This window comes from Pseudomonas vanderleydeniana, assembly GCF_014268755.2.
GTDB classification, from domain to species: domain Bacteria; phylum Pseudomonadota; class Gammaproteobacteria; order Pseudomonadales; family Pseudomonadaceae; genus Aquipseudomonas; species Aquipseudomonas vanderleydeniana.
In genome coordinates, this window is record NZ_CP077093.1 from 291,106 (window position 1) to 315,954 (window position 24,849).

Below are 24,849 nucleotides of genomic sequence, written 5' to 3' on the forward strand. Positions count from 1 at the left end.
GGCGTGCCCGACAAGGAGAACAATAAAATGGCGACCCCCACCCACGAGCATTACTACGTCCCCGCCCAGAGCAAGTGGCCGATCATTGCCACCCTGGGCATGTTGATCACCGTCTACGGCCTGGGCACCTGGTTCAATGACCTGAAGGCGGCGCGCCCGGAATCCCATGGCCCGCTGATCTTCTTCGTCGGCGGCCTGCTGCTGGCCTACATGCTGTTCGGCTGGTTCGGCGCGGTGATCCGCGAGAGCCGTGCCGGTCTGTACAGCGCGCAGATGGACCGGTCGTTCCGCTGGGGCATGAGCTGGTTCATCTTTTCCGAGGTGATGTTCTTCATCGCCTTTTTCGGTGCACTGTTCTACGTGCGGCACATGTCGGTGCCGTGGCTGGCTGGTGAAGGCGGTGCCAAGGGCCTGGCGCACCTGCTCTGGCCGGAATTCCAGAAGGCCTGGCCGCTGCTGAACAACCCGGATCCGAAACTCTTCCCCGCACCCAAGGGAACGATCAGCCCCTGGGGCCTGCCGCTGCTCAACACCGTGCTGCTGGTCAGCTCCAGCGTGACGGTGACCTTCGCCCACCATGCGCTGAAAAAGGGTCACCGCGGCGCCCTGAAGGCCTGGCTGGCGCTGACGGTGCTGCTGGGGCTGGCGTTTCTCGGCTTCCAGGCCAAGGAATACCTGCACGCCTACCACGAACTGGGCCTGACCCTCGGCTCGGGCATCTACGGTGCGACGTTCTTCATGCTCACCGGCTTCCACGGGGCGCACGTGACCATCGGCACGCTGATCCTGTTCGTGATGCTGATGCGCATCCTGCGCGGGCACTTCGATGCCGAGCACCAGTTCGGCTTCGAGGCGGCGAGCTGGTACTGGCACTTCGTCGATGTGGTCTGGATCGGCCTGTTCGTTTTCGTCTACGTGCTGTGAACGCGGCGCCCGCCTACCAGGGGGCGCTGGAGACCAGTTGGCCGCTGTAGAACCCCCAGGTGATCAACGCGAGGGTCGCAGCGGCCAGGCCGACACGAATGGTCAGCGCGGTCAGCAGGCGATGGGATGGACCCTCGTCCCTGACCAGGAAGAACAGGCCACTGAACAGACTGACCACCGTGGCAATCAGCATCAGGACAATCGCCGCTTTGAGCATGGTGAGACTCCGGGGGAGATGCGCATGTATTTGAGTATAGCGAGCCCGCTTGCCGTCCAGGGGGCGCCAGCATGAGGCGCTTCCGCTTTGGCGTGGCCCCGACGCTGGTGGTGCTGTTGCTGCTGCCGGTGCTGGTGTCGCTGGGGTTCTGGCAACTGCACCGCAGCGAGGAGAAGCGCCTGCTGCTGGAGAGCTACGCCCAGCGGCGCATGGCCGAGCCACTGAGTGTCGGGCAACTGCACGGCAGTGCCGATCCGGCTTTTCGCCGGGTGCGCCTGCGCGGCCAGTTCGATGACCAGCACAGCTACCTGCTGGACAACCGCATCCACAACGGCCAGGTCGGTGTCGAATTGATCCAGCCGTTTCATGACCAGGCCAGCGGGCTCTGGCTGCTGGTCAACCGTGGCTGGCTGCCCTGGCCGCAACGGCGCACGCCGCCGGTGTTCAGCACGCCGGAGCAGGTGCTCAATATCGATGCCTGGGTCTACGTGGCGCCGGGCGCGACCTTTCAGCTGCATGCCGATCCGGCCGATGCCACCTGGCCGCGGCTGGTGACCGCGATCGAACCGGACAAGCTGTGGAAGGAGCTGGGGCGCGAAGGCTTCACCTACGAACTGCGCCAGGAGCCCGGCCCTGGCAGCTACGAGACCGGCTGGCCGGTGGTGGCGCCAGGCATGGGCCCGGAAAAGCACCTCGGCTATGCCGTGCAGTGGTTCGCCATGGCCCTGGCGCTGCTCGGTCTCTATCTCTACCTCGGATGGCATAACGCAAGGGAGAAACCGCATGGGAGCGGCCATGAATCGATTCGACACCACTGAACCCCGCCAGCCGGGAGCGCGCGCCCGGGGTCGCTGGCAACTGATCCTCATCGTGCTCATGGTCGTCGGCCCGATGATCCTCGCCACCGGCATGTACAAGCTGCAGTTCTGGGTCCCGGAAAGCCGCAGTTACCACGGCGAGCTGATCGGCAACGGCCAGGGCCGTGCCGACCTCGGCGTGCAGGCCGACGAAACCCGCTGGCAGATGCTGGTGACCGCGCCGCAGGACTGTTCGGTGGACTGCCAGCAACTGGTCTACCTGGCACGACAGATCCATATCGGCCTGGGGCGCGATGCCGCGCGGGCCAGCCACGCGCTGGCGACCGCGCAGCCGCTGGCCGGCGACTATGCCGCCAAGTTGCAACGCGAATACCCGCAACTGCAGCGCTATGGCCTCGACCTGCCGGCCTACACCCGGGAGGCCAGGGGCAGCACCGGGCCGCAACTGTGGATCATCGATCCCCACGGCAACCTGGTGTTGCGCTATGACGCCCGGGTCAAGGGCAAGGACTTGCTCAATGACCTGCGCCAACTGCTGAAACTGTCGAACATCGGCTAAGGAGAACGGCATGGCCAAGCCCGGATTCCGCCTCGCGTTGTTTGCCACCCTGCTCGCGCTGATCGTCGTGCTGCTCGGCGCCTACACCCGCCTGACCCATGCCGGCCTCGGCTGTCCCGACTGGCCGGGCTGCTACGGTTTCATCAGCGTGCCCAAGAGCGAAGCCCAGCTGGCGCATGCCGAACGGCACTTCCCCGATACGCCGGTGGAGGCGCACAAGGGCTGGAACGAGATGATCCACCGCTATTTCGCCGGCAGCCTGGCGCTGTCGATCATCGTCCTGGCGGCCCGTTCCTGGATGGAACGCCGGCGTGAAGGGCAACCGCTGAAACTGCCGCTGTTCCTCCTGGCCGTGGTGTTCGCCCAGGCCGCGTTCGGCATGTGGACGGTGACCCTCAAGCTCTGGCCGCAGGTGGTGACCGGCCATCTGCTCGGCGGCTTCGCCACCCTGAGCCTGCTGTTCCTGCTGACCCTGCGCCTGTCCGGCGTGCTGCCGGCGCTGGCGGTGCCGCGGCGCCTGCAACGCTGGGCGACGGCCGGGCTGCTGCTGGTGATCCTGCAGATCGCCCTGGGTGGCTGGGTCAGCTCCAACTATGCCGCCGTGGCCTGTATCGACCTGCCGACCTGTCACGGCCAGTGGTGGCCGGCGGCGGACTTCGCCAACGGCTTCCACCTGACCCAGCACATCGGCCCGAACTACCTGGGCGGCCAGCTCGACAGCGAGGCCCGCACGGCGATCCACCTGACTCACCGCGTCGGGGCGCTGCTGGTGACCCTGGTGCTGCTGGGGCTGGCCTGGCAACTGCGGGTGGTCGGCATGACCCGCCTGGCCGGGTTGCTGCTGTGTGCCTTGGCGGCGCAGATTGGCCTGGGCCTGAGCAACGTGTATTTCCACCTGCCGCTGCCGGTGGCCGTGGCTCACAACGCTGGCGGCGCGATACTGCTGCTGACCCTGGTACTGATCAATTACCACGCCCGGACCGCCCTGGTCCGGGTACGCCGGCAGGCTCCCGCCCGCTGGCGATTCAGCCCGCGTGGCGTGGTGCACGGGCCCATCACCATCAAGGGAGAGATGCCATGGCGACTGTGACCGGTGAACGGCGGCGCCAGGCGATCTGGCGCGACTATCTGGAACTGACCAAGCCCAAGGTGGTGGTGCTGATGCTGATCACGTCAGTGGTCGGCATGTTTCTCGCCACTCGCGCCGGGGTGCCGTGGCCGGTGCTGGTGTTCGGCAACCTCGGCATCGGCCTGTGCGCGGCCGGTGCGGCGGCGGTCAATCATGTGGTGGACCGGCGCATCGATGCGGTGATGGCCCGGACCCACAAGCGCCCGCTTGCCGAGGGGCGCGTCTCGCCACCGGCGGCACTGGCCTTCGCCCTACTGCTGGCGGTGCTCGGCCAGGCCCTGCTGCTGGCCTTCACGAATCCGCTGACGGCCTGGCTGACCCTGGCTTCGCTGCTTGGCTACGCGGTGATCTACACCGGCTTTCTCAAGCGTGCCACGCCGCAGAACATCGTCATCGGCGGCCTGGCCGGCGCGGCCCCGCCACTGTTGGGTTGGGTCGCGGCCACCGGGCACATGAGCGCCGAGCCGCTGCTGCTGGTGCTGATCATCTTCGCCTGGACCCCGCCGCACTTCTGGGCCCTGGCGATCCATCGCAAGGAAGAGTACGCCAAGGCCGACATCCCGATGCTGCCGGTGACCCATGGCGAGCACTACACCAAGGTGCACATCCTGCTGTACACCTTCGCCCTGCTGGCGGTCAGCCTGCTACCCTTCGTGATCCACATGAGCGGCACGCTTTACCTGGTCTGTGCCCTGGCGCTGGGCGCGCGCTTCCTGCAATGGGCCTGGCTGCTGTACCGTGGCAGCCGGCCGCATGCGGCGATCGACACCTTCAAGTACTCTATCTGGTACCTGTTCCTGTTGTTCATCGCGCTGCTCGTCGATCACTACCTACTGTTGAATCTATGACTCGAATCCAGAAAACCGTCTTCATCCTCGTCGCCCTGGTGGCCCTGGTCCTGGGGCTGACCGTCAACAAGGTGCTCAATGGCAAGGGCCAGGGCGATACCACCGCCCTGATCGATGCCGGCATCATCCTGCTGCCGCAGAGCCGTACGCTGCCGGACGTGAAGATGACCGACCAGGACGGCCAGCCGGTGCAGGTCGACCAGCTCAAGGGCAAGTGGACGCTGCTGTTCTTCGGCTACACCTTCTGCCCGGACATCTGCCCGACCACCCTGGCGCAGCTGCGGCAGATCAAGAGCGAGCTGCCCAAGGAGGCGGTGGACAAGCTGCAGGTCATCCTGGTGAGCGTCGACCCCAACCGGGACAACCCCAAGCAGCTCAAGCAGTACCTGGGCTATTTCGATCCGCAGTTTCGCGGGCTGACGGCGGGTTCGATCGAGGACCTGCAGAAGCTGGCGAACGCGGTGAGCATCCCGTTCATCCCGGCCGACACCAGCAAGCCGAACTACACGGTCGACCACAGCGGCAACCTTGCGATCGTCGGGCCTGATGGCAACCAGCGTGGCTTCATCCGTGCGCCGTTGAACAACCAGAAGCTGGTGGCGCAGTTGCCGAGCATGCTCAAGCGCAACTAGTGCTGTGGCCTTGAGGGCCTCTTCGCGGGCAAGCCCTGCTCCTACAGTTGGGGGCGGGCGCGGAGTCCAGGTACGACACAAACCCTGTAGGAGCCGGGGCTTGCCCGCGAAGAGGCCCCAAAGGCCACCGCCAGGCTATTTCGCGAACAACTGCCCGATATCCTTGAACGCCTTGAACTCCAGCGCATTACCGCAGGGATCGAGCAGGAACATGGTCGCCTGCTCGCCCACCTGGCCCTTGAAGCGCACGTAGGGTTCGATCACGAACCGGGTCTGCCGGGCACGCAGCCGCTCGGCCAGCGCTTCCCATTCTTCCCAGCCCAACACCACGCCAAAATGCGGGACCGGCACGTCGTGGCCGTCCACCGGGTTGCTCATGGCCTGTTCCTGGGCGGCGGTCCGGGCCTGGTAGTGGATCACCAACTGGTGGCCGAAGAAGTCGAAGTCGACCCAGTGGTCGCTGCTGCGCCCTTCCGGGCAGCCGAACACCTCACCGTAGAAGCGCCGGGCCGCAGCCAGGTCATGGACAGGAATTGCCAGATGAAAGGGAGAAAGCGCCATGGCGGATACCAACCGTAAGAAGTGAGCTTTCAGTCTAGAGACGATTATTTTGTTGAAAAGCGCATATTCTTGCCGGCGAGCCCAAATTATTTTGTCGTATCCTGCCCTCCCCGATCTGTTCCCTTCCACCGCCGGACGAGCCCGATGCTGCGAGAACTCAAGACTTTCATCCGCGTGGCCCGAGAGGGCACCTTCGTCGCCGCCGGGCAGCAGCTGGGGCTGACCCAGTCGGCGGTCAGCGCGCAGATGCGGGTGCTGGAGCAGCACCTCGGCGTACGCCTGTTCGACCGCAGCGGTCGAGCGGCCGTGCTGAATGCCGCCGGGCGCCATGCGCTGCCGCTGGCCGAGCAGATCCTCAGCCTGTATGGCGCGATGGCGTTGCCGACCGCAGCGGCGGAGTGGCAGGGCGAGCTGCGCATCGGCGCCATTGCCACGGTACAGACCGGCCTGCTGCCACAGGCCCTGCCGAGGTTTCGCGAGGCGGCGCCACGGGTCGACCTGAAGCTGGTCCCCGGGGTCTCGCTCAACCTGCTGAGCCAGATCGACGCCGGGGAACTGGACCTGGCGTTGCTGATCAAGCCGCCGTTCGAACTGCCCAAGGAGTTGCTGGCGATTCCCCTGGCCAGCGAGGCCTTCGTATTGATCGCGCCCCGGCAGGTCGCGGGCGACGACCCGCGGCAACTGCTCGCCGAGCAGCCGTTCGTGCGTTATGACCGGGGTTCGTTCGGTGGGCGGCTGGTCAGCCAGTTCCTGCGCGAGCAACGGATCCAGGTGCGTGATGTGCTGGAGCTGGACGAGATCGAGGCGATTGCGCGGATGGTCGAATGCGGGCTGGGAGTGTCGCTGGTGCCCAGGGCCGGGCTTTGGCTGCAGCGCGTGGATCAGTTGCGGGTCATCGAGCTGGGTGAGCTGACCTTCGAGCGTCAGCTGATCGCGGTATTGCGTCGCGCCCAGCGCCAGCCGGCCCTGGATTGCCTGCTGGAGTGCCTGCAGGCCTGAAACGGCCCGCGCTGATCGTTCCCACGCTCGGCGTGGGAATGCCTCCCTGGACGCTCGGCGTCCGCTTTTGTGACGCAGAGCGTCACCGGCTGCATTCCCACGCGGAGCGTGGGAACGATCGGCATGAGCGGTGTCGTGGCGAGCGGGCTTGTCGGAACGCCGCACCGCCGCGCTGGGCTGCGAGGCAGCCCTCAAACCGATGATCGCGGTGTGTCATGTGGAGCAGAGTGATCGGTTTTGCGGCTGCTTCTCAGCCGAGCGCGGGCAAGCCCGCTCGCCACAAGGCAAAGGTCAGAACGCCGGAACGATCGAGCCCTTGTACTTCTCGAGGATGAACGCCTTCACTTCCGGGCTGTGCAGCGCGGTAACCAGCTTCTTCATGGCATCCGAATCCTTGTCGTCCGGACGGCCTACCAGGATGTTCACGTACGGCGAGTCCTTGCCTTCGATGAACAGCGCGTCCTTGGCCGGATCGAGCTTGGCTTCCAGCGCGTAGTTGGTGTTGATCAGCGCCAGGTCGACCTGGGTCAGCACGCGTGGGATGGTCGCCGCTTCCAGTTCACGGAACTTCAGGTCTTTCGGGTTCTCGGCAATGTCCTTCGGCGTCGACAGGATGTTGTGCGCGTCCTTGAGCTTGATCAGGCCGGCCTTCTCCAGCACCAGCAGCGCGCGGCCACCGTTGGTGGCGTCGTTCGGGATCACCACGGTGGCGCCACCGGGCAGGTCTTCGAGCTTCTTGTACTTGTTGGAGTAGGCGCCCAGCGGCTCGATGTGCACACCGGCAACGCTGACCAGGTGGGTGCCCTTGGACTTGTTGAACTCATCCAGGTACGGCTGGTGCTGGAAGAAGTTGGCGTCCAGGCGCTTCTCGGCCACCTGTACGTTGGGCTGCACGTAGTCGGTGAAGACCTTGATCTTCAGGTCCACGCCTTCCTTGGCCAGGGTTGGTTTGACGAATTCGAGGATTTCCGCGTGTGGTACCGGGCTGGCGGCCACGCTCAGGGTTTCCGCTGCGTGAGCGGAGAACGCCGCGACGGCGGCGAAGGCAGCGATCAGTTTTTTCATCGAACGACTCCATGTGGGATGCCGCTTGGCATCTGCCGGCCCCGGGGCCGGCGATCAGTAGGTTGCGAAAGCGTTTTGGGGTGTTGCCCGTTACTTGCGGGAGAACCGCGCCACGAGCTTGTCGCCGATGGTCTGCAGGACCTGCACCAGCACCACCAGCATGACCACGGTGACCAGCATCACATCGTTCTGGAACCGCTGGTAACCATAGCGGATTGCCAGGTCGCCGAGGCCGCCGGCACCGACCACGCCGGCCATGGCGGTATAGCCTACCAGGGTGATGGTGGTCACGGTGATCGCCGCCAGGATACCCGGACGGGCTTCCGGCAGCAGCGCATTGAAGACGATCTGGCGGGTGGTCGCGCCCATGGCCTGGGTCGCCTCGATGATGCCGCGGTCGACCTCGCGCAGCGCGGTCTCCACCAGGCGGGCGAAGAACGGTGCGGCGCCGATCACCAGCGGCGGAATGGCGCCGGCCACGCCCAGCGAGGTGCCGGTGAGGAACACGGTGGTGGGGATCAGTACGATCAGCAGGATGATGAACGGCAGCGAACGCACCACGTTGACCACGAACGACAGCGCCGAATAGGTCGGCTTGTGCTCGAGCAACTGGCGCGGGCTGCACAGGAACAGCAGCACGCCCAGCGGCAGGCCGAGCAGGACGGTGAACAGCAGCGAGCCGCCGAGCATCATCATGGTGTCGCCGGTGGCCTCCCAGATGTCCGACCAGTCGATGTTGGCGAAGAAACTCAGGAACAGGTCCATCAGCGCAGTACCTCCATATGGACGTCAGCCGCGGTGAAGCGGGCGAAGGCGGCGTCCAGGTCGCCGCCGGTGATGGCCAGCGTCAGTTGCCCATACGGGGTGTCCTTGATGCGGTCGATGCGCCCGGCCAGGATGCTGTAGTCGACGCCGGTTTCGCGGGCCACCGTACCCAGCAGCGGCGCGTAGGTGGCCTCGCCCTGGAAGGTCAGGCGCACGATGCGCCCCGGTACGTGGGCGAAGTCGTTGCGCTGCTCGTTCTCGTCGACCTGCTCGTCTTCCTGGACGAAACGCCGGGTGGTCGGGTGCTTGGGGTGGAGGAACACCTCGGCCACCGGGCCCTGCTCGACGATCACGCCGGCGTCCATCACGCCGACCACGTCGCAGACGCGGCGGATCACGTCCATCTCGTGGGTGATCAGGACGATGGTCAGTTTCAGTTCGCGGTTGATCTCGGCCAGCAGTTGCAGGACCGAGGCGGTGGTCTGTGGGTCGAGGGCGCTGGTGGCCTCGTCGCACAGCAGGATCTTCGGCTTGGTCGCCAGGGCGCGGGCGATGCCGACGCGCTGCTTCTGCCCACCGGACAGTTGCGACGGGTACTTCTTGGCATGGTCGGCCAGGCCGACGCGTTGCAGCAGTTCGGCGACGCGCTGGTCGATCTCCCGGCGGGACAGTTCACCGGCCAGGGTCAGCGGCAGCGCGACGTTGTCGGCGACGGTCTTGGAGGCCAGCAGGTTGAAGTGCTGGAAGATCATCCCGACCTGCTGGCGGAAACGCCGCAGGCCATTGGCGTCGAGCGCGGTGACTTCTTCGCCGTCGACGACGATCTTGCCGCCGCTGGGCGCTTCCAGGCGGTTGATCAGGCGCAGCAGGGTACTTTTACCGGCGCCGGAATGGCCGATCAGGCCGAACACCTGGCCAGCCTCGACACGCAGGTGGGTCGAGTGCAGGGCGGGAATTTCCTTACCGGCGACCCGGTAGGTTTTATGGACGTTATGAAACTCGATCACGTAGCGAACCTTGTGGGGCGCAATGGAAAGGGGTCAGCGGTTAGCCGGGCGCGCATTTTAGCCTGTCCGTATAGAGGCTATTAGCATTTATTTCGCATGCAACCTGCAATTTGGCAATAACACGATCAGTGGTCAGAAAAAAGGAACGGCCTTGGAGCACGGGCAGTCACTCGTTAGGCATGTCGAATCCTGATCCCGGGATCCTGCCGATTAACGGCATGTTTCCGGCGACCGTAACCGAGGAATCTGTCTGATGAGTACCAAGAAACCTACGGCCACCCAGAGCCAACTGGCTGGAACCGATACGCTGGATCGCGGCAACACCAATGACAAGCTGCAAAGCCTGGAGCCGTTTCGCTCCGACGCCACCGGGCAGGCACTGCGGACCAACCAGGGGGTCAAGGTCGCCGACAACCAGAACAGCCTGAAAGCCGGCGCACGCGGGCCTTCACTGCTGGAAGACTTCATCATGCGTGAAAAGATCACGCATTTCGACCATGAGCGGATCCCCGAGCGCATCGTGCATGCGCGGGGCACCGCCGCCCATGGCTACTTCCAGGCCTACGAGAGCCACGCGGCGTTGACCAAGGCCGGCTTTCTCCAGGACCCCGGGCGCAAGACCCCGGTGTTCGTGCGCTTCTCCACGGTACAGGGGCCGCGGGGCTCCGGCGACACGGTGCGCGACATTCGCGGGTTTGCGGTGAAATTCTTCACCGAGGAAGGCAACTTCGACCTGGTCGGCAACAATGTGCCGGTCTTTTTCATCCAGGACGCGATCAAGTTCCCCGACTTCGTCCATGCGGTAAAACCCGAGCCGCATAACGAAATCCCCACCGGCGGCTCGGCCCACGATACCTTCTGGGACTTCGTCTCGCTGGTGCCGGAGTCGGCCCACGCGGTGATCTGGGCGATGTCCGACCGGGCGATTCCACGCAGCCTGCGAAGCATGCAGGGCTTTGGCGTGCACACGTTCCGCCTGGTCGATGCCGAGGGCGGTTCGCGTTTCGTCAAGTTTCACTGGCGGCCCAGTGTCGGGACCTGTTCGCTGGTCTGGGACGAAGCGCAGAAGCTGGCGGGCAAGGACACCGATTTCCATCGGCGCGACCTCTGGGAGTCGATCGAAAGCGGCGACTACCCCGAGTGGGAGCTGGGCGTGCAGGTCATCGCCGAGGAGGACGAGCACGGTTTCGACTTCGATATCCTCGACCCGACCAAGCTGGTTCCCGAGGAGTTGGTGCCGATCACGCCGCTGGGCAAGATGGTGCTCAACCGCAATCCCGACAACTTCTTCGCTGAAACCGAGCAGGTCGCCTTCTGCCCCGGGCACATCGTGCCGGGGATCGACTTCTCCAACGACCCGCTGCTGCAGGGCCGGCTGTTTTCCTACACCGATACCCAGATCAGCCGCCTGGGTGGGCCGAACTTCCATGAGTTGCCGATCAACCGGCCGCTGGCGCCCTTCCACAGCAGCCAGCGCGATGCCCAGCACCGTTCGGTGATCGACCGGGGGCGGGCGTCCTACGAGCCCAACTCGATCGATGGCGGCTGGCCCCGGGAAACCCCTCCAGCGGCCCGCGACGGTGGCTTCGAGAGTTATCCCGAGCGGATCGATGCGGCCAAGATCCGCCAGCGCAGCGAGTCCTTCTCCGACCACTTCTCCCAGGCCCGGTTGTTCTTCAACAGCATGAGCAAGCCCGAGAAGGAGCACATCATCGCCGCCTACAGTTTCGAGCTGGGCAAGGTCGAGCGTGAACATATCCGCGCCCGGCAGGTGAACGAGATTCTTGCCAACATCGACCTGGAACTGGCCGCGCGGGTTGCCGCCAACCTCGGGCTGCCGGCGCCGCAGGCGGGTACGGTGGCGCCGCGCAAGACCGCGCTGGAGCAATCGCCGGCGCTGAGCCAGGCGAACCTGCTGGCCGGGAATATCAAGACACGCAAGGTGGCGATTCTTGCGGCGAATGGCGTCGATGGTGCGGCGATCGAGGCAGTGCAGAAGCTATTGGAAACGGAAGGTGCCCATGCGCGGCTGCTTGGCCCGACGTCGGCGGCGATTACCATGGCTGGCGGTGCTAGCCTGGCGGTGGATGCCTCGATGGAGGGCCTGCCGTCGGTGGCGTTCGATGCGGTGTACGTGCCGGGCGGGGCCGAGTCGGTCAAGGCGCTCGGCGGTAACGGCGTGGCGCTGCATTACCTGCTGGAGGCCTACAAGCACCTCAAGCCGATCGCCGTGCATGGGGACGCCGAGCCGTTGCTTGAGAAGCTGCACCTACAGGCGGACGCGGGGTTGGTAGTGGGCAGTGATGCCAAGGCGTTGAAGGCCTTCATCGCGGCGCTGGCCGGGCACCGGGTCTGGGAGCGGGAGGAACGGGCAAAGGCTGTGCCGGCCTGACAGCTGATTCGCGGGCAAGCCGGACTGCTACAGCGCCGATCGTTCCCACGCTCCGCGTGGGAATGCCTCTCCGGACGCTCGGCGTCCGCTCTTGTGACGCAGAGCGACACGGGCTGCGTTCCCACGCGGAGCGTGGGTACGATCGATAGGCGTTGAAGGCCTTCATCGCGGCGCTGGCCGGGTCTCGGGTCTGGGAGCGGGAGGAACGGGCTAAGGCCGTGCCGGCCTGACAGCTGATTCGCGGGCAAGCCGGACTGCTACGGCGCCGATCGTTCCCACGCTCCGCGTGGGAATGCCTCTCCGGACGCTCGGCGTCCGCTCTTTTGACGCAGAGCGACACGGGCTGCGTTCCCACGCGGAGCGTGGGTACGATCGATCACTCAAGTCTTTCATTGCTGCGCAGGGCGGGCATCGGGTCTGGGAGCGGGAGGAACGGGCCAAGGCCGTGCTGGCCTGACAGCTGATTCGCGGGCAAGCCGGGCTGCTACGGCGCCGATCGTTCCCACGCTCCGCGTGGGAATGCCTCTCCGGACGCTCAGCGTCCGCTCTTGTGACTCAGAGCGACATGGGCTGCGTTCCCACGCGTAGCGTGGGAACGATCGACAGTCCTGCAGAGCACGCGAGCTTTTGTGGGAGGCGGCCGGGCGGCGCTCCGCTTGCTGGCGCTCGGCGATCTCAGGGCTTGCGCGGACTCAGCACGACCTGGGCCTTCACCTTGCGGTCGATCTGCTTGTCGATCTTCAGGTCGAAGTTCGGATCGAGCTTCTTCACCCGCTTGCCCAGCAGGGTCGCAAGCCACGGGTAATCCTGGGTCCGTGGTACCTGGAAGGTCACCGCGCACTGGTAATTGACCGCGTCCGCCGCCAGCGCATCCATCTGCTTGCGCAGCAGCGCGATGTCCTGGATGTTCAGGGCGATGGTGCTGCTTTCGGCGCTCGGGTCGATCAGCCTGGCCGCCGGCCTGGCTTCGGCAGCCTGAAGCTCGGCCTCGGCCTTCTCCAGCTCGGCCTTGCGTGCCTGGGCGATGGCGCCGTTGACACCACCGGTCAGCGCCGGGGCCTTGGGCATCAGCGCGCGGGCGCGGCTCAGGGCGGTGGCAGCGGCATTGACGTCACCCTTCTGCAGCACGATCTGGCTGCGCTGCAGGTAGGCTTCGGCCAGTTGCCGCTGGTACTGGACCAACTGCGGGTCGTCCGCGGACTGCGCCTGCAAGGCAGCCAGCTGGTCCTCGGCGGTGGCCAGTTCGTTGCTGTTGATGCTCTGTTCCAGCGCGGCAATCGCCGTGGCCCGCGCATCGGGTACGGCGGTGTCGGCCGGCGGGGTGCTCTGGCAGGCACCCAACAGCAGGGAAAATGCGGCAAGGAGCAGATAACGGGAGGCGGAAAGCTTCATTCCTGCGACTCTCTAATTGCGCAAAAAACGAGCAAGTCTACACCCCTCTGCGTGGCAGGACAAAACTCAGCAGAAACAGGCCGGCCGCAACCACCACGATGGATGGCCCGGCGGGGGTGTCCCTGAACCACGAAAGCGCCAGCCCGCCGCACACGGCAAGAACGCCCAGGAAGCTGGCGCCGAGGGCCATCTGCTCGGGCGAACGGGCATGTCGCTGGGCCGCCGCAGCCGGGATGATCAGCAGCGAGGTGATCAGCAGCACGCCGACGATCTTCATCGCCACGGCGATCACCACCGCGATCAGCAACATCAGCGCCATGCGCAGCGTCGCCACCGGCAGGCCCTCGACGGTGGCCAGTTCCTCGTGCACGGTGATCGCCAGCAGCGGCCGCCACAGCGCGACCAGCAGCGCCAGCACCGCCGCGCTGCCGCCGAGAATCCAGGCCAGGTCGGTGCTGCTGATGGCCAGCAGGTCGCCGAACAGGTAGGCCATCAGGTCGATGCGCACTTCATGCATGAAGCTCAGCACCACCAGGCCGAGCGACAGCGTGCTCGGCGCGAGAATCCCCAGCAGTGTGTCGGAGGCCAGTGGCTGGCGCTGTTGCAGGGTGACCAGCAGCACTGCCAGCAGCAGGCAGCCAACGGTCACTGCAAGCGTCGGGCTGATGTCCAGCAGAAAGCCCAGGGCCACGCCGAGCAAGGCGGCGTGGGACAGGGTGTCACCGAAATAGGCCATGCGCCGCCAGACCACGAATGATCCCAACGGGCCCGCCACCAGTGCCAGGGCCAGGCCTGCAAGCAGGGCGTAGAGCAGAAAATCAGCCATGCTTGCAGCCATCTCCGTGAACGTGGACGTGGGCCGGTGCGGCCTCTTCGCTGACCACCGTGCCATGCAGGTCATGGGCGTGGTCGTGATGGTGGTGGTAGATCGCCAGGCTCGGCGCGTTGCTGCCGAACAGCTCGACGAAGGCCGGGTCGCCGCTGACCTGCTCGGGATGCCCGGAGCAGCAGACGTGGCGGTTGAGGCAGACCACCTGGTCGGTGGTGCTCATCACCAGGTGCAGGTCGTGGGAGACCATCAGCACACCACAGCCATGGCGGTCGCGCAGGCGGGTGATCAGGCTGTAGAGCTCGGCCTGCCCGGCGACATCGACGCCCTGCACCGGCTCGTCGAGCACCAGCAGTTCCGGTTCGCGCAGCAACGCACGGGCCAGCAGCACGCGCTGCATCTCGCCGCCGGAAATGCTCTGTACCGGGCTGTCGATCACCTGCTCGGCGCCGACTTCGCCGAGGGCCGCCAGCGCCCGGGCGCGGTCGACGCCCGGCACCAGGCGCAGGAAGCGCAGTACCGACAGCGGCAGGGTCGGGTCGACGTGCAGCTTCTGCGGCATGTAGCCGACGCGCAATTTCGGCTTGCGCCAGACGCTGCCGCGTGTCGGCTTGAGCAGGCCGAGCACGGCCCGCACCAGGGTGGTCTTGCCGGCGCCGTTGGGGCCGATCAGGGTGACGATCTGCCGGGGCTCGACGCTCAGGTGGATGTTGTCCAGCACGTCCTGCCCGGCGAACGTGACGCCGACCTGGTCGAGGCGAATCAGCGCAGTGCTCATCAGGCCCCCTGGCAACCCGAGCAGAGGCCGACCACTTCCACGGTCTGGCCCTCGACGACGAAACCGACGTCCCGGGCGCCCTGGACGATCGCATCGCTGATGCTCTTCTGCTCCAGTTCGATGGCGGCGTGGCAGTTGCGGCAGATCAGGAACTGGCCCTGGTGGGCGTGTTCCGGGTTGTTGCAGCCAATGAAGGCGTTGAGCGAGGCGATGCGGTGGACCAGGCCGTTGTCCAGCAGGAAGTCCAGCGCGCGGTACACCGTCGGCGGCGCGGCGCGGCGGCCGTCCTGTTCGCTGAGCACGGCAAGGATGTCGTAGGCGCCCAATGGCTTGTGGCTCTGCCAGACCAGCTCCAGCACCCGCCGCCGCAGGGCGGTCAGGCGCAGGCCCTGGCGCGCACACAGGGCATCGGCCTCGGACAGCGCGCTGTGCACGCAGTGAGAGTGATCGTGGGGTCGGCTGGCGAGAGGGGTTTTAGGCATGAGCGGCGACGATTGTTGTGAGAGACGTTATTATGTTACCTGTTCCTGCCGCCTTGAGTGTCCATCGTGCCCCGTCTTTTTGCCTTTTTTGTCGCTATAAGCGCCGGTTTGTTCGTGACTGGACCTGCCCAGGCCCAGGTCAGCGTGTTGACCAGCATCAAGCCCCTGCAGTTGATCGCCGCCGCGGTGGAAGACGGCGTCGATACGCCTGAAGTGCTGCTGCCGCCGGGCGCTTCGCCGCACAACTACGCGCTGCGTCCGTCCGATGTGCGCAAGGTGCAGTCGGTGGAGCTGCTGTACTGGATCGGCCCGGACATGGAGAGCTTCCTGCCGCGGGTACTCAAGGGCCGTAGCCTGCCGACCGTGGCGGTGCAGGATCTTCCGGGCATGAAACTCCGCCGATTCGCCGAAGATAGCCACTCCCATGCTGAAGATACCGACGAGCATGACCACGACCACCGTCCGGGCTCGCTCGATGCGCACCTGTGGCTGTCGACCGTCAATGCGCGGGTGATAGCCGCCCGCATGGCTGACGACCTGGCCAAGGCCGATCCGGCCAACGCCGAGCGCTACCGGCACAACGCCGAAGCCTTCTCCGGGCGCCTGGATGCCCTGGATGCGCGGCTCAAGGCGCGCCTGGCCGGTGTGGCGAACAAGCCGTACTTCGTGTTCCACGAGGCTTTCGACTATTTCGAGGCCGCCTACGGCCTCAAGCACGCCGGGGTGTTCAGCGTGGCCGCCGAGGTGCAGCCGGGGGCCCAGCATGTCGCGGCGATGCGCGCGCGGCTGCAGGAAGTCGGCAAGACCTGTGTGTTCAGCGAGCCGCCGCTGCGGCCGCGGTTGGCCGAGACGCTGGTGTCCGGGTTGCCGGTGAAACTGGCGGAGCTGGATGCGTTGGGCGGTTATACGCCAGCGGCTGCCCATGGCTATGAGCAGGTTTTGGAAAAACTCGGTAACGATTTGGCGGGTTGCCTGGAGTCCTTGTAGGCAGGGCCGGCCTCTTCGCGGGCAAGCCCGGCTCCTACAGTACGGTGTCGTGCACAGAATGGGTGTACGCCACATTACTGTAGGAGCCGGGCTTGCCCGCGAAAGGGCCCCGAAGGGCGCCAAAGATCCTTCTGTCGATCAGAGCGCGAACGGCAGCGGCACACTTACCTGCTGGCGCTGCGCCAGGCGCAGTTGGAACTCCATCGGATCGTGAATCAGCACGTCCTGTCCGGCAAAGGACTCGGCGGCGATCAGCCGTGACAGCCAGAAACGCACGCAAGCCACCCGCAGCAGGGTCGGCCATAGCTCGGCCTCGCTCGCGGTGAACGGCCGCAACGCCGCATACGCACCTAGCAACGCCCGCGCCCGCTGGCCATCGAGCAGGCCGTCGTCATCCGAGCACCAGTCGTTCAGCGAGATCGCCACGTCGTACAGCATCGGCCCCGAGCAGGCGTTGTAGAAGTCGATCAGGCCGGTCAGGTGCGTGCCTTCGAACATGGCGTTATCGCGGAACAGGTCGGCATGCAGGTTGGCCCGTGGCAACGCGAGGATCTTTTCCTTGCAGCGCTCGATCTCCGCGAGGGCGGTTTCCAGCAGGTCGTGGGCGGCCGGCTCCAGGTGCGACTTGAGCTTGTTGCCTTCCTCGAGCATCCAGTCCAGGCCGCGATCGGTCTTGCGTTCGATGATCCGCTCACGGGTCGCCAGGTGCAGGTGGCCGAGCAGTTCACCAACCTGGGCGCAATGCTGGGCGTTGGCCTGCTTGATGTGCTTGCCGGCCAGGCGCGGTTGCAGCAGCGCCGGCTTGCCGGCCAGCTCGCGCAGGGCCTGGCCATCGGTGGTACGCAGGGCGTAGGGCACCGGCAGGTCGGCGTCGTGGAGCACGTCGAGCAGTTCGATGAAGAACGGCATCTCCTGCACCGGGCCGCGTTCGACCAGGGTCAGGACGTACTCGCCCTGCTCCAGGCTAATGAAGAAATTGGTGTTTTCACTGCCGGCGGCAATTCCCTGGAAATCGAGCAGACGACCGAGCCCGTAGGGGGCGAGAAAGGTTTCCAGCTCGGGTCGAGCCAGCGGGGTGAACACAGACATGTTTAAGAGCTGCCAGTCCGGGCGCCGCGATCGAGCCGGCGCCGATTAGGGTTAAAGGGTTACTTCCACTCGAAGATCTTCCATGACGGAATCAGCATATCGGGCTGATCCGAGCGGATAAAGTTTGCATCAGTTCCGTCGGCGCGTACCAGAAAGTATGGCTTGCCCCCTTTCGGGGTGACCTTGATGGCGTACAGAAAGCCATTCTGCCGGTATTCCTGGATGGTTTTATCGCCTTCCGTGCGAATGGTTACTTCTGGATCGGCTGCAGGCGCGTCATCCGCGGCGATCGCCACCAACGGAGTGATTGCAAACAGGCCGGCCAACAACAATCGATTGAGCGTACGCATGATAACCTTGTCCCTTTGTCGTCAACGGTCCCATCATTCTACCGCTGGACCCGCCGAAAAGGTTGATCATACTCATGAGCCAAGCTCCCCTCGTCCTGGTGGACGGTTCTTCGTACCTGTACCGCGCGTTTCACGCGATGCCGCCGCTCACCAACTCCAAGGGTGTGCCGACCGGCGCGGTGAAGGGCGTCCTGAACATGCTCCGCAGCCTGCGCAAGCAGTATCCGGACAGCCCGTTCGCCGTGGTGTTCGATGCCAAGGGCGGGACGTTCCGCGACGAGATGTTCGCCGACTACAAGGCCAACCGGCCGAGCATGCCCGACGAGATGCGCGTACAGATCGAGCCGCTGCACGCCAGCGTGCGCGCCATGGGCTTCCCGCTGCTGTGCGTGGAGGGCGTGGAGGCCGACGACGTGATCGGCACCCTGGCGCGCAGCAGCGCGGCGGCGGACCGGCCGGTGGTGATTTCCACCGGCGACAAGGACATGGCGCAGCTGGTCGACGGCCACATCACGCTGGTCAACACCATGTCCGAGACGTCCATGGACGTGGAGGGCGTGAAGGCCAAGTTCGGCGTCGCGCCCGAGCAGATCATCGACCTGCTGGCACTGATGGGGGACTCGGCGGACAACATCCCCGGGGTCAAGGGCGTCGGTGAGAAGACCGCCGTGGCTCTGCTGGTCGGCGTCAACGGTGGCCTCAAGGAGCTGTACGCCAACCTCGACCTGGTGCCGACCCTGCCGATCCGCGGGGCCAAGACCCTGCCGGCCAAGCTGCTCGAACACCAGGAAATGGCTTTCCTGTCCTACCGGCTGGCGACCATCAAGGTCGACGTCGAACTGGAGGTCGGCCTGGATGACCTGCACTTGCGCGAGCCGGACCGGGACCAGTTGCTCGAGCTGTACGCCTCGCTGGAGTTCAAGGGCTGGCTCGACGAGCTGCAGCGCGAGGCCAAGCGTGCGGGGCTGCAGGAAGCTGCGGCCGCCGCGGCCAAGCCGGTGGTCGAGGACGCGGCTGCGGAAACGGCCGCGCCGGTCGCTGCCGAGCCGCAGTACGAAACCATCCTGGACCAGGCACGCTTCGAGGCCTGGCTGAAAAAACTGCGGGACGCCCAACTGTTCGCCTTCGATACCGAGACCACCGGGATCGACGCCCAGCAGGCACAGCTGGTCGGCCTGTCTTTCGCGGTGCAGGCCAACGAAGCGGCCTATATCCCGCTGACTCATTCCTATATCGGCGCGCCGGAGCAGCTGGACCGCGACCGCGTGCTGCTGGCATTGAAGCCGCTGCTGGAAGACCCGCAGAAGCTCAAGATCGGCCAGCACGCCAAGTTCGACATGAACATCCTCGCCAACTGCGCCATCGGCGGCGACCCCGAGTGCGGTATCACCGTGCGTGGCATCGCCTTCGACACCATGCTCGAATCCTACGTGCTGAACTCGACCGCGACCCGGCACGACATGGACAGCCTGGCGAAGAAGTACCTGGGCTACGACACCGTCAGCTTCCAGGACATCGCCGGCAAGGGCGCCAAGCAGCTGACCTTCGACCAGATCCCCCTGGAACAGGCCGGCCACTATGCCGCCGAGGACGCCGACGTGACCTTGCGCCTGCACCAGGCGCTGCACGCACAGCTGGCCGCAATCCCGAGCCTGGCCTGCGTGTTGAGCGACATCGAGATCCCGCTGGTGCCGGTGCTGGCGCGTATCGAGCGCCAGGGCGCGCTGGTCGACAAGGAGCTGCTCGGCGTGCAGAGCATCGAGCTGGGCGACAAGATGGCCGAACTGGAGCGCCAGGCGTTCGAGATCGCCGGCGAGGAATTCAACCTCGGCTCGCCCAAGCAGCTGGGCGTGATCCTCTACGAGAAGCTCGGCCTGCCGGTACTGAAGAAGACCGGCAAGGGCCAGCCGTCCACCGCCGAAGAGGTGCTGGCCAAGCTGGCCGAGGACGACTATCCGCTGCCCAAGGTGCTGATGCAGTACCGCTCCATGAGCAAGCTGAAGAGCACCTACACCGACCGCCTGCCGGAGCAGATCAACCCGCGTACCGGGCGTATCCATACTTCCTACCACCAGGCGGTGGCGGCGACCGGCCGGTTGTCCTCCAGCGACCCGAACCTGCAGAACATTCCGGTGCGTACCGCCGAAGGCCGGCGCATCCGCCAGGCGTTCGTCGCGCCCAAGGGCTACAAGCTGCTGGCGGCGGACTATTCGCAGATCGAGCTGCGGATCATGGCGCACCTGTCCAAGGACGAAGGGCTGCTCAACGCCTTCCGTGACAACCTCGACGTGCACACCGCCACTGCGGCCGAAGTGTTCAAGGTCGAGCTGGGCGAGGTCACTTCCGATCAGCGACGCAGCGCCAAGGCGATCAACTTCGGCCTGATCTACGGCATGGGTGCGCAGAAGCTGGGCAAGGACATCGGCGTCGACACCAAGACCGCCAAGGCCTACATCGACGTGTACTTCGCCCGTTACCCGGGGGTTCGCGAGTATATGGATCGCACCCGGGCCCAGGCCTCGGAACAGGGTTACGTCGAGACCCTGTTCGGTCGTCGCCTGTATCTGCCGGATATCCACTCGAACAAGCCGCAGGAGGTCGCGGCAGCCGAGCGTACGGCGATCAACGCGCCGATGCAGGGGACTGCGGCGGACATCATCAAGAAGGCCATGGTCAAGGTCGACGATTGGCTGGCCGGTTCCGGCCTGGACGCCAAGGTCATCCTCCAGGTCCACGACGAACTGGTGCTGGAGGTACGTGAGGACCTGGTGGCCGAGGTCAGCGAGAAGATCCGCGAACACATGAGTGGTGCGGCGCAGCTGGATGTGCCGCTGCTGGTCGAAGTGGGCGTGGGCAACAACTGGGACGAGGCGCACTGATTCGGTTGCCGTGGATGGCCGCCTGCGGCGGTTCGCGGGCTTGTCGGGACGCCGCACCGCCGCGAACAGGCCCGCAAGCCTTGCACCCCCGCGAAGGGCTTTGGTTCTGAAATCCTCAGTGGCTATGCCAAATAGTTTTTGAAGATTTTTGAACTAAATCGGCACCCGGCTACTCAGAGTTACTGAATGGCTGGTGAAGCCCTTCGATGCTCCTATGTTGTGTTAAGTGTTGGCAGATATTCTGGACCCCGCCCTAGCGGTCCGGAACTTGGACCCCGAACTTCCCCTCCCCATACGAAGTCCGGGGTTTTTTTTGTCCAAACGGTCTGTGATGCGTTCATGCTGCGTTGAAAGCGCGGCTCGAAATGCTCATTTAGACCACTAAACTCCGCTTTCGAGCCGCGCTTTCGCCTTGCCTGAACGCACCACAGGCCGTTTGGCGTGCGCCGCAGAGTCCGTGGTGGCCTGTGTGACGACCGTGGGAGCCGGATTCATCCGCGAGCAGGGCATCAAGGCCACCCAAGTCTTCGCGGATAAATCCTGCTCCCACAAAATGGACGTGCGACACAAATCCCGTGGGAGCCGGATTTATCCGCGAACCGCCGCAGGCGGCCATCCTCCCCCTACCTTGCGCGACGTTACTCCGCCTCTTCCTCGCTCCCGTCCTCCATCAACCCCAGCCAACCGGCCAGCACGGTGTATGCCTCTTCCAGGCCCATGCGCTTGGGCGCCGAGAACAGCTGGATGGTCACCGTGCCGCCCCAGCCCTTGCGGATTTCCGACTGGACCTTGAGCAGGGTGTTTTTCGCCGCGCCGTAGGTCAGCTTGTCGGCCTTGGTCAGCAGGACGTGCATCGGCATGCCGCTGGCGATCGACCAGTCGAGCATCAGCCGGTCGAAGTCGGTCATCGGGTGGCGCACGTCCATCATCAGGATCAGGCCCTTGAGACTCTCGCGGCTGCCCAGGTAAGCCTCCAGGTGACGCTGCCAGTGCTGCTTGAGCGGGATCGGAACTTTTGCATAACCGTAGCCCGGCAGGTCGACCAGACGGCGTTCATCGTCTAGCTTGAAGAAATTCAACAGCTGTGTGCGACCCGGGGTCTTCGAGGTGCGCGCGAGGCTGGCGTGGGTCAGGGTGTTCAGTGCACTGGATTTGCCAGCATTGGAACGGCCGGCAAAGGCCACTTCGAAGCCGGCGTCGTCCGGGCACTGGTCGACTTTGGCAGCGCTGAGCATGAAGGTGGACTGTTGGCACAGGCCGAGAATGGGATTTTTGAGTTGCATGGGATTTCCAATGTGGGCGGTGCCGGGAGGCGCGACAAGCTGTGTCGTTTCCGTTTCATGGACGCCAGTATATAATGCCGCAGATTTAGTGTGTGCTTTGTCCCAACGTAGGATGACGCATACGGGAGCGATTGACCTAGGCTGCGCATTAGAACGCGGCACGTTCCCAACCCTGAAGTTCGTGACTGGAACGTTCCGATCATGAACAGATGGCTGCTAGCTGCCAGTGTCCTGATCCCGCTTCACGGCGCTCAGGCTGCACAGGATCCGGAAGCCGTGTACAACCGTGTTTGCAGTGCCTGTCATGCCGGACAGCTGCCGATGGCCCCACAGAAGGGCGATCAGGCCGCTTGGAAGCCAAGAATGGCCCAAGGCATGGATGTGCTGGTGCAACACGTGACTCAGGGTTTCAAGGCGATGCCGCCGCGTGGTTTGTGCATGGACTGCAGTACCGAGGATTACCGAAGCATCATCCAGTGGATGAGCGAGTGAGCCCGGTCCATAACTCTTAACCCTTAGCCGTATTGGATTAGCTGATGAACAAATTGATCGTGAGTCTGCTGTTGACCCTGGGGATCACCGGTCTCGCCCATGCCGCCGGCGATGCCGCCGCCGGCCAGGGCAAGGCCGCCGTCTGTGGCGCCTGCCATGGTCCTGATGGCAACAGCATGGCGCCCAACTTTCCGAAACTGGCGGGCCAGGGTGAGCGTTACCTGGAGAAGCAGCTGCACGACATCAAGTCCGGCAAGCGCACCGTCCTGGAAATGACCGGCTTGCTGACCAACCTCAGCGATCAGGACATCGCCGACATCGCCGCCTACTTCTCCAGCCAGAAGGGCAGCGTCGGCGCAGCCGATCCAAAACTCGTGGCCCGTGGTGAAGAACTGTTCCGCGGTGGCAAGCTCGACCAGGGCATGCCGTCCTGCACCGGCTGCCACTCGCCCAATGGCGCGGGCAACGCCCCTGCCGGCTTCCCGCACCTGGGTGGCCAGCACGCCCAGTACGTGGCCAAGCAGCTCACCGACTTCCGCGAAGGCGTGCGTACCAACGACGGCGACACCAAGATCATGCAGAGCATCGCCGCCAAGCTGAGCAACAAGGACATCGAGGCCGTTTCCAGCTACGTGCAGGGCCTGCACTGAGGTCTGCGCGAGGATTGACGCGGCGGGCCCGCGTTAATAATCGATTAATCCTTGGTTGCAAGGATAAAAGGGTGGCCTTGGCCGCCCTTTTTTGTGGCCGCTGCCGTTAAACTAATCGAACCAAGAGCCCGCTCGGTCTGTCAGAAATACAGGTCGCGACGGAGGCGACTTCTAAATACCCAGGAGTAAAGCATGCGTAATCTGATCCTCAGCGCCGCACTCGTCACCGCCAGCCTGTTCGGCATGACGGCCCAGGCCGCGGACGTGCCGCTCGAAGCCGGCAAGACCTATGTCGAACTCAAGACCCCGGTGCCGGTGCAGGAGCCAGGCAAGATCGAGGTGGTCGAGATGTTCTGGTACGGCTGCCCGCATTGCTACGCCTTCGAACCGACCATCAACCCGTGGATCGAGAAACTGCCATCCGACGTGCACTTCGTGCGCATTCCGGCGATGTTCGGTGGCCCATGGGACAAGCACGGCCAACTGTTCCTGACCCTGGACGCCATGGGCGTCGAGACCAAGGTGCACTCGGCGGTGTTCAACGCCATCCAGAAGGAAGGCAAGAAGCTGCTCGAACCTGAAGACATGGCCGACTTCGTCGCCACCCAGGGTGTCGACAAGGAGAAATTCCTGGCCACCTACAACTCCTTCGCCATCAAGGGCAAGATCGTTGCCGCCCGCGAGCTGGCCAAGAAGTACGAGATCAGTGGCGTACCGACCATGATCGTCAACGGCAAGTATCGCTTTGACCTGGGCACCGCTGGCGGGCCCGAGGCCGCATTGAACGTCGCCGACCAACTGATCGCCAAGGAGCGAGCGGCTGGCGCGACTGCCGGCAAGTAAGGCGCCCCGGCCATGGCTCGCTGGGGATCGGAACGCATCGTTGGCCTTCATCAGCCGAAGGTCAACGAACACCACCTGCAATCCAGCGGCCTGCCGGCGGACAACCGCCTGAGGCTGCTCAGCTTCAACATCCAGGTCGGTATCAGCACCCAGCGCTATCGACACTACCTGACCCGTGGCTGGCAGCACCTGCTGCCGCACACCGGGCGGGCCGACAACCTGCAGAAAATCGGCAACCTGCTCGGTGACTTCGACCTGGTGGCCCTGCAGGAGGTCGACGGGGGCAGCCTGCGCTCGGGCTACATCAACCAGGTCGAACACCTGGCGCAGCTCGGCGCCTTTCCCTACTGGTACCAGCAGCTCAATCGCAATCTCGGCCGCCTGGCCCAGCACAGCAATGGTGTGCTCAGCCGCCTGCGTCCCTGGGCGATCGAGGATCATCCGTTGCCCGGGCCAGCCGGTCGCGGGGCGATCCTGGTGCGTTTCGGCGAAGGTCCGCAGGCGCTGGTGGTGGTCATGATGCACCTGGCTCTGGGCGCCCGTACGCGGACCCGGCAGTTGGCGTACATCCGCGAGCTGATCGGTGGTTTCAAGCACCAGGTGCTGATGGGGGACATGAACACCCATGCTGCCGACCTGCTGCAACACTCGCCGTTGCGCGACCTGGGGCTGCTGGCACCGCAGGTCGAGGCGACCTTTCCGAGCTGGCGACCACAGCGTTGCCTTGACCATATCCTGCTCAGCCCGAGCCTGGCGCTGGAGCGGGTCCAGGTGCTGGACCAGCCTATTTCCGACCATTTGCCGGTTGCCGTTGAAATTCGCCTGCCAGGTTCCATCGGTTCTGATACGTTGCCCGTCTTGAGTCGTTGAATCTCACGG

At 64.9% G+C, this 24,849-nt stretch carries 26 protein-coding genes; 14 read left to right on the forward strand and 12 right to left on the reverse strand.

What is annotated here, in order from left to right; all coding sequences use genetic code 11:
• Positions 1-27 precede the first annotated feature (27 nt).
• Positions 28-924, forward strand: coding sequence for a cytochrome c oxidase subunit 3 (locus HU752_RS01350; RefSeq protein ID WP_186686874.1), 897 nt, complete (start codon positions 28-30; stop codon positions 922-924).
• A 13-nt stretch (positions 925-937) separates the two neighbouring features.
• On the opposite strand, the gene HU752_RS01355 is transcribed toward HU752_RS01350, so the two are convergent.
• A complete protein-coding gene (locus HU752_RS01355) occupies positions 938-1,141 on the reverse strand; it encodes a twin transmembrane helix small protein (RefSeq protein ID WP_186686876.1) in 204 nt (67 codons plus the stop codon).
• Between the two features lie 71 nt (positions 1,142-1,212).
• On the opposite strand from HU752_RS01355, the gene HU752_RS01360 reads away from it, so the two are divergent.
• Genes HU752_RS01360 through HU752_RS01380 form a run of 5 tightly spaced genes read left to right on the forward strand, consistent with a single transcriptional unit; the run spans position 1,213 to position 5,127 of the window.
• On the forward strand, positions 1,213-1,959 hold the full coding sequence (locus HU752_RS01360) for an SURF1 family protein (protein WP_186686878.1): 747 nt from the start codon (positions 1,213-1,215) through the stop codon (positions 1,957-1,959).
• Positions 1,925-2,518: a PA_0111/PP_0108 family redox-active disulfide protein gene (locus HU752_RS01365; RefSeq protein WP_186686880.1), complete on the forward strand. Its 594-nt coding sequence runs from the start codon at positions 1,925-1,927 to the stop codon at positions 2,516-2,518. Before HU752_RS01360 ends, HU752_RS01365 begins: the two co-directional genes overlap by 35 nt.
• A 10-nt stretch (positions 2,519-2,528) precedes the next feature.
• Positions 2,529-3,608, forward strand: a complete 1,080-nt coding sequence (locus tag HU752_RS01370) for a COX15/CtaA family protein (RefSeq protein ID WP_186686882.1) — start codon at positions 2,529-2,531, stop codon at positions 3,606-3,608.
• The gene (cyoE, locus tag HU752_RS01375) at positions 3,596-4,495 is read left to right on the forward strand and encodes a heme o synthase (protein WP_186686884.1); all 900 of its coding nucleotides are present in this window, start codon (positions 3,596-3,598) and stop codon (positions 4,493-4,495) included. Before HU752_RS01370 ends, cyoE begins: the two co-directional genes overlap by 13 nt.
• Positions 4,492-5,127 carry an SCO family protein gene (locus HU752_RS01380; RefSeq protein ID WP_186686887.1) on the forward strand — a complete coding sequence of 212 codons (636 nt, stop codon included), beginning with the start codon at positions 4,492-4,494 and terminating at the stop codon, positions 5,125-5,127. The genes cyoE and HU752_RS01380 overlap by 4 nt, the downstream gene beginning before the upstream one ends.
• Before the next feature lie 135 nt (positions 5,128-5,262).
• Here HU752_RS01380 and HU752_RS01385 read toward each other — a convergent pair whose 3' ends face one another.
• On the reverse strand, positions 5,263-5,688 hold the full coding sequence (locus HU752_RS01385) for a VOC family protein (protein ID WP_186686898.1): 426 nt from the start codon (positions 5,686-5,688) through the stop codon (positions 5,263-5,265).
• Between the two features lie 144 nt (positions 5,689-5,832).
• Between HU752_RS01385 and HU752_RS01390 the strand changes: the two genes are divergently transcribed.
• Positions 5,833-6,687: a LysR family transcriptional regulator gene (locus HU752_RS01390; protein WP_186686899.1), complete on the forward strand. Its 855-nt coding sequence runs from the start codon at positions 5,833-5,835 to the stop codon at positions 6,685-6,687.
• Positions 6,688-6,978: 291 nt separating this feature from the next.
• On the opposite strand, the gene HU752_RS01395 is transcribed toward HU752_RS01390, so the two are convergent.
• The 3 genes from HU752_RS01395 to HU752_RS01405 all read right to left on the reverse strand — a co-directional run bounded on the left by HU752_RS01395 (position 6,979) and on the right by HU752_RS01405 (position 9,524).
• A complete protein-coding gene (locus HU752_RS01395; protein ID WP_186686901.1) occupies positions 6,979-7,752 on the reverse strand; it encodes a MetQ/NlpA family ABC transporter substrate-binding protein in 774 nt (257 codons plus the stop codon).
• A 90-nt stretch (positions 7,753-7,842) separates the two neighbouring features.
• Positions 7,843-8,517: a methionine ABC transporter permease gene (locus HU752_RS01400; protein ID WP_017902568.1), complete on the reverse strand. Its 675-nt coding sequence runs from the start codon at positions 8,515-8,517 to the stop codon at positions 7,843-7,845.
• Positions 8,517-9,524 (reverse strand): methionine ABC transporter ATP-binding protein, encoded by a 1,008-nt coding sequence (locus HU752_RS01405; protein ID WP_186686902.1) that lies wholly within the window; start codon positions 9,522-9,524, stop codon positions 8,517-8,519. Before HU752_RS01405 ends, HU752_RS01400 begins: the two co-directional genes overlap by 1 nt.
• 253 nt (positions 9,525-9,777) lie before the next feature.
• On the opposite strand from HU752_RS01405, the gene katE reads away from it, so the two are divergent.
• On the forward strand, positions 9,778-11,916 hold the full coding sequence (gene katE / locus HU752_RS01410; RefSeq protein WP_186686904.1) for a catalase HPII: 2,139 nt from the start codon (positions 9,778-9,780) through the stop codon (positions 11,914-11,916).
• 675 nt (positions 11,917-12,591) lie between these two features.
• Here the strand turns inward: katE and HU752_RS01415 are convergent.
• From HU752_RS01415 to zur, 4 genes are read right to left on the reverse strand one after another with little or no spacing between them, the layout of a single operon-like run.
• Positions 12,592-13,308, reverse strand: coding sequence for a PA5502 family lipoprotein (locus tag HU752_RS01415; RefSeq protein ID WP_186686906.1), 717 nt, complete (start codon positions 13,306-13,308; stop codon positions 12,592-12,594).
• A gap of 37 nt (positions 13,309-13,345) precedes the next feature.
• A complete protein-coding gene (gene znuB, locus HU752_RS01420; RefSeq protein ID WP_186686909.1) occupies positions 13,346-14,134 on the reverse strand; it encodes a zinc ABC transporter permease subunit ZnuB in 789 nt (262 codons plus the stop codon).
• Positions 14,127-14,915, reverse strand: a complete 789-nt coding sequence (znuC, locus tag HU752_RS01425) for a zinc ABC transporter ATP-binding protein ZnuC (protein WP_186686911.1) — start codon at positions 14,913-14,915, stop codon at positions 14,127-14,129. The genes znuB and znuC overlap by 8 nt, the downstream gene beginning before the upstream one ends.
• Complete coding sequence (gene zur, locus HU752_RS01430; protein WP_186686913.1) at positions 14,915-15,397, reverse strand: zinc uptake transcriptional repressor Zur; 483 nt, start codon at positions 15,395-15,397, stop codon at positions 14,915-14,917. The genes znuC and zur overlap by 1 nt, the downstream gene beginning before the upstream one ends.
• A 57-nt stretch (positions 15,398-15,454) precedes the next feature.
• On the opposite strand from zur, the gene HU752_RS01435 reads away from it, so the two are divergent.
• Positions 15,455-16,384, forward strand: a complete 930-nt coding sequence (locus HU752_RS01435; protein ID WP_186686926.1) for a zinc ABC transporter substrate-binding protein — start codon at positions 15,455-15,457, stop codon at positions 16,382-16,384.
• A gap of 138 nt (positions 16,385-16,522) precedes the next feature.
• Here HU752_RS01435 and HU752_RS01440 read toward each other — a convergent pair whose 3' ends face one another.
• Positions 16,523-17,473, reverse strand: coding sequence for a homoserine kinase (locus HU752_RS01440; protein WP_186686929.1), 951 nt, complete (start codon positions 17,471-17,473; stop codon positions 16,523-16,525).
• A gap of 59 nt (positions 17,474-17,532) precedes the next feature.
• The gene (locus HU752_RS01445) at positions 17,533-17,823 is read right to left on the reverse strand and encodes a DUF2782 domain-containing protein (protein WP_186686932.1); all 291 of its coding nucleotides are present in this window, start codon (positions 17,821-17,823) and stop codon (positions 17,533-17,535) included.
• A 74-nt stretch (positions 17,824-17,897) separates the two neighbouring features.
• On the opposite strand from HU752_RS01445, the gene polA reads away from it, so the two are divergent.
• Entirely contained in the window at positions 17,898-20,702 is a 2,805-nt protein-coding gene (polA, locus tag HU752_RS01450) for a DNA polymerase I (protein ID WP_186686935.1), read from the forward strand.
• Positions 20,703-21,340: 638 nt separating this feature from the next.
• On the opposite strand, the gene yihA is transcribed toward polA, so the two are convergent.
• A complete protein-coding gene (gene yihA / locus HU752_RS01455) occupies positions 21,341-21,985 on the reverse strand; it encodes a ribosome biogenesis GTP-binding protein YihA/YsxC (RefSeq protein WP_186686938.1) in 645 nt (214 codons plus the stop codon).
• Between the two features lie 201 nt (positions 21,986-22,186).
• Here yihA and HU752_RS01460 point away from each other — a divergent pair, with 201 nt between their 5' ends.
• From HU752_RS01460 to HU752_RS01475, 4 genes are all read left to right on the forward strand, one after another.
• A complete protein-coding gene (locus tag HU752_RS01460; protein ID WP_186686940.1) occupies positions 22,187-22,477 on the forward strand; it encodes a c-type cytochrome in 291 nt (96 codons plus the stop codon).
• Between the two features lie 44 nt (positions 22,478-22,521).
• Positions 22,522-23,127 (forward strand): c-type cytochrome, encoded by a 606-nt coding sequence (locus tag HU752_RS01465; protein ID WP_186686942.1) that lies wholly within the window; start codon positions 22,522-22,524, stop codon positions 23,125-23,127.
• A gap of 192 nt (positions 23,128-23,319) precedes the next feature.
• Positions 23,320-23,970 carry a thiol:disulfide interchange protein DsbA/DsbL gene (locus tag HU752_RS01470; protein ID WP_017902581.1) on the forward strand — a complete coding sequence of 217 codons (651 nt, stop codon included), beginning with the start codon at positions 23,320-23,322 and terminating at the stop codon, positions 23,968-23,970.
• 12 nt (positions 23,971-23,982) lie between these two features.
• Entirely contained in the window at positions 23,983-24,840 is an 858-nt protein-coding gene (locus HU752_RS01475) for an endonuclease/exonuclease/phosphatase family protein (RefSeq protein ID WP_186686952.1), read from the forward strand.
• Positions 24,841-24,849: the final 9 nt, after the last annotated feature.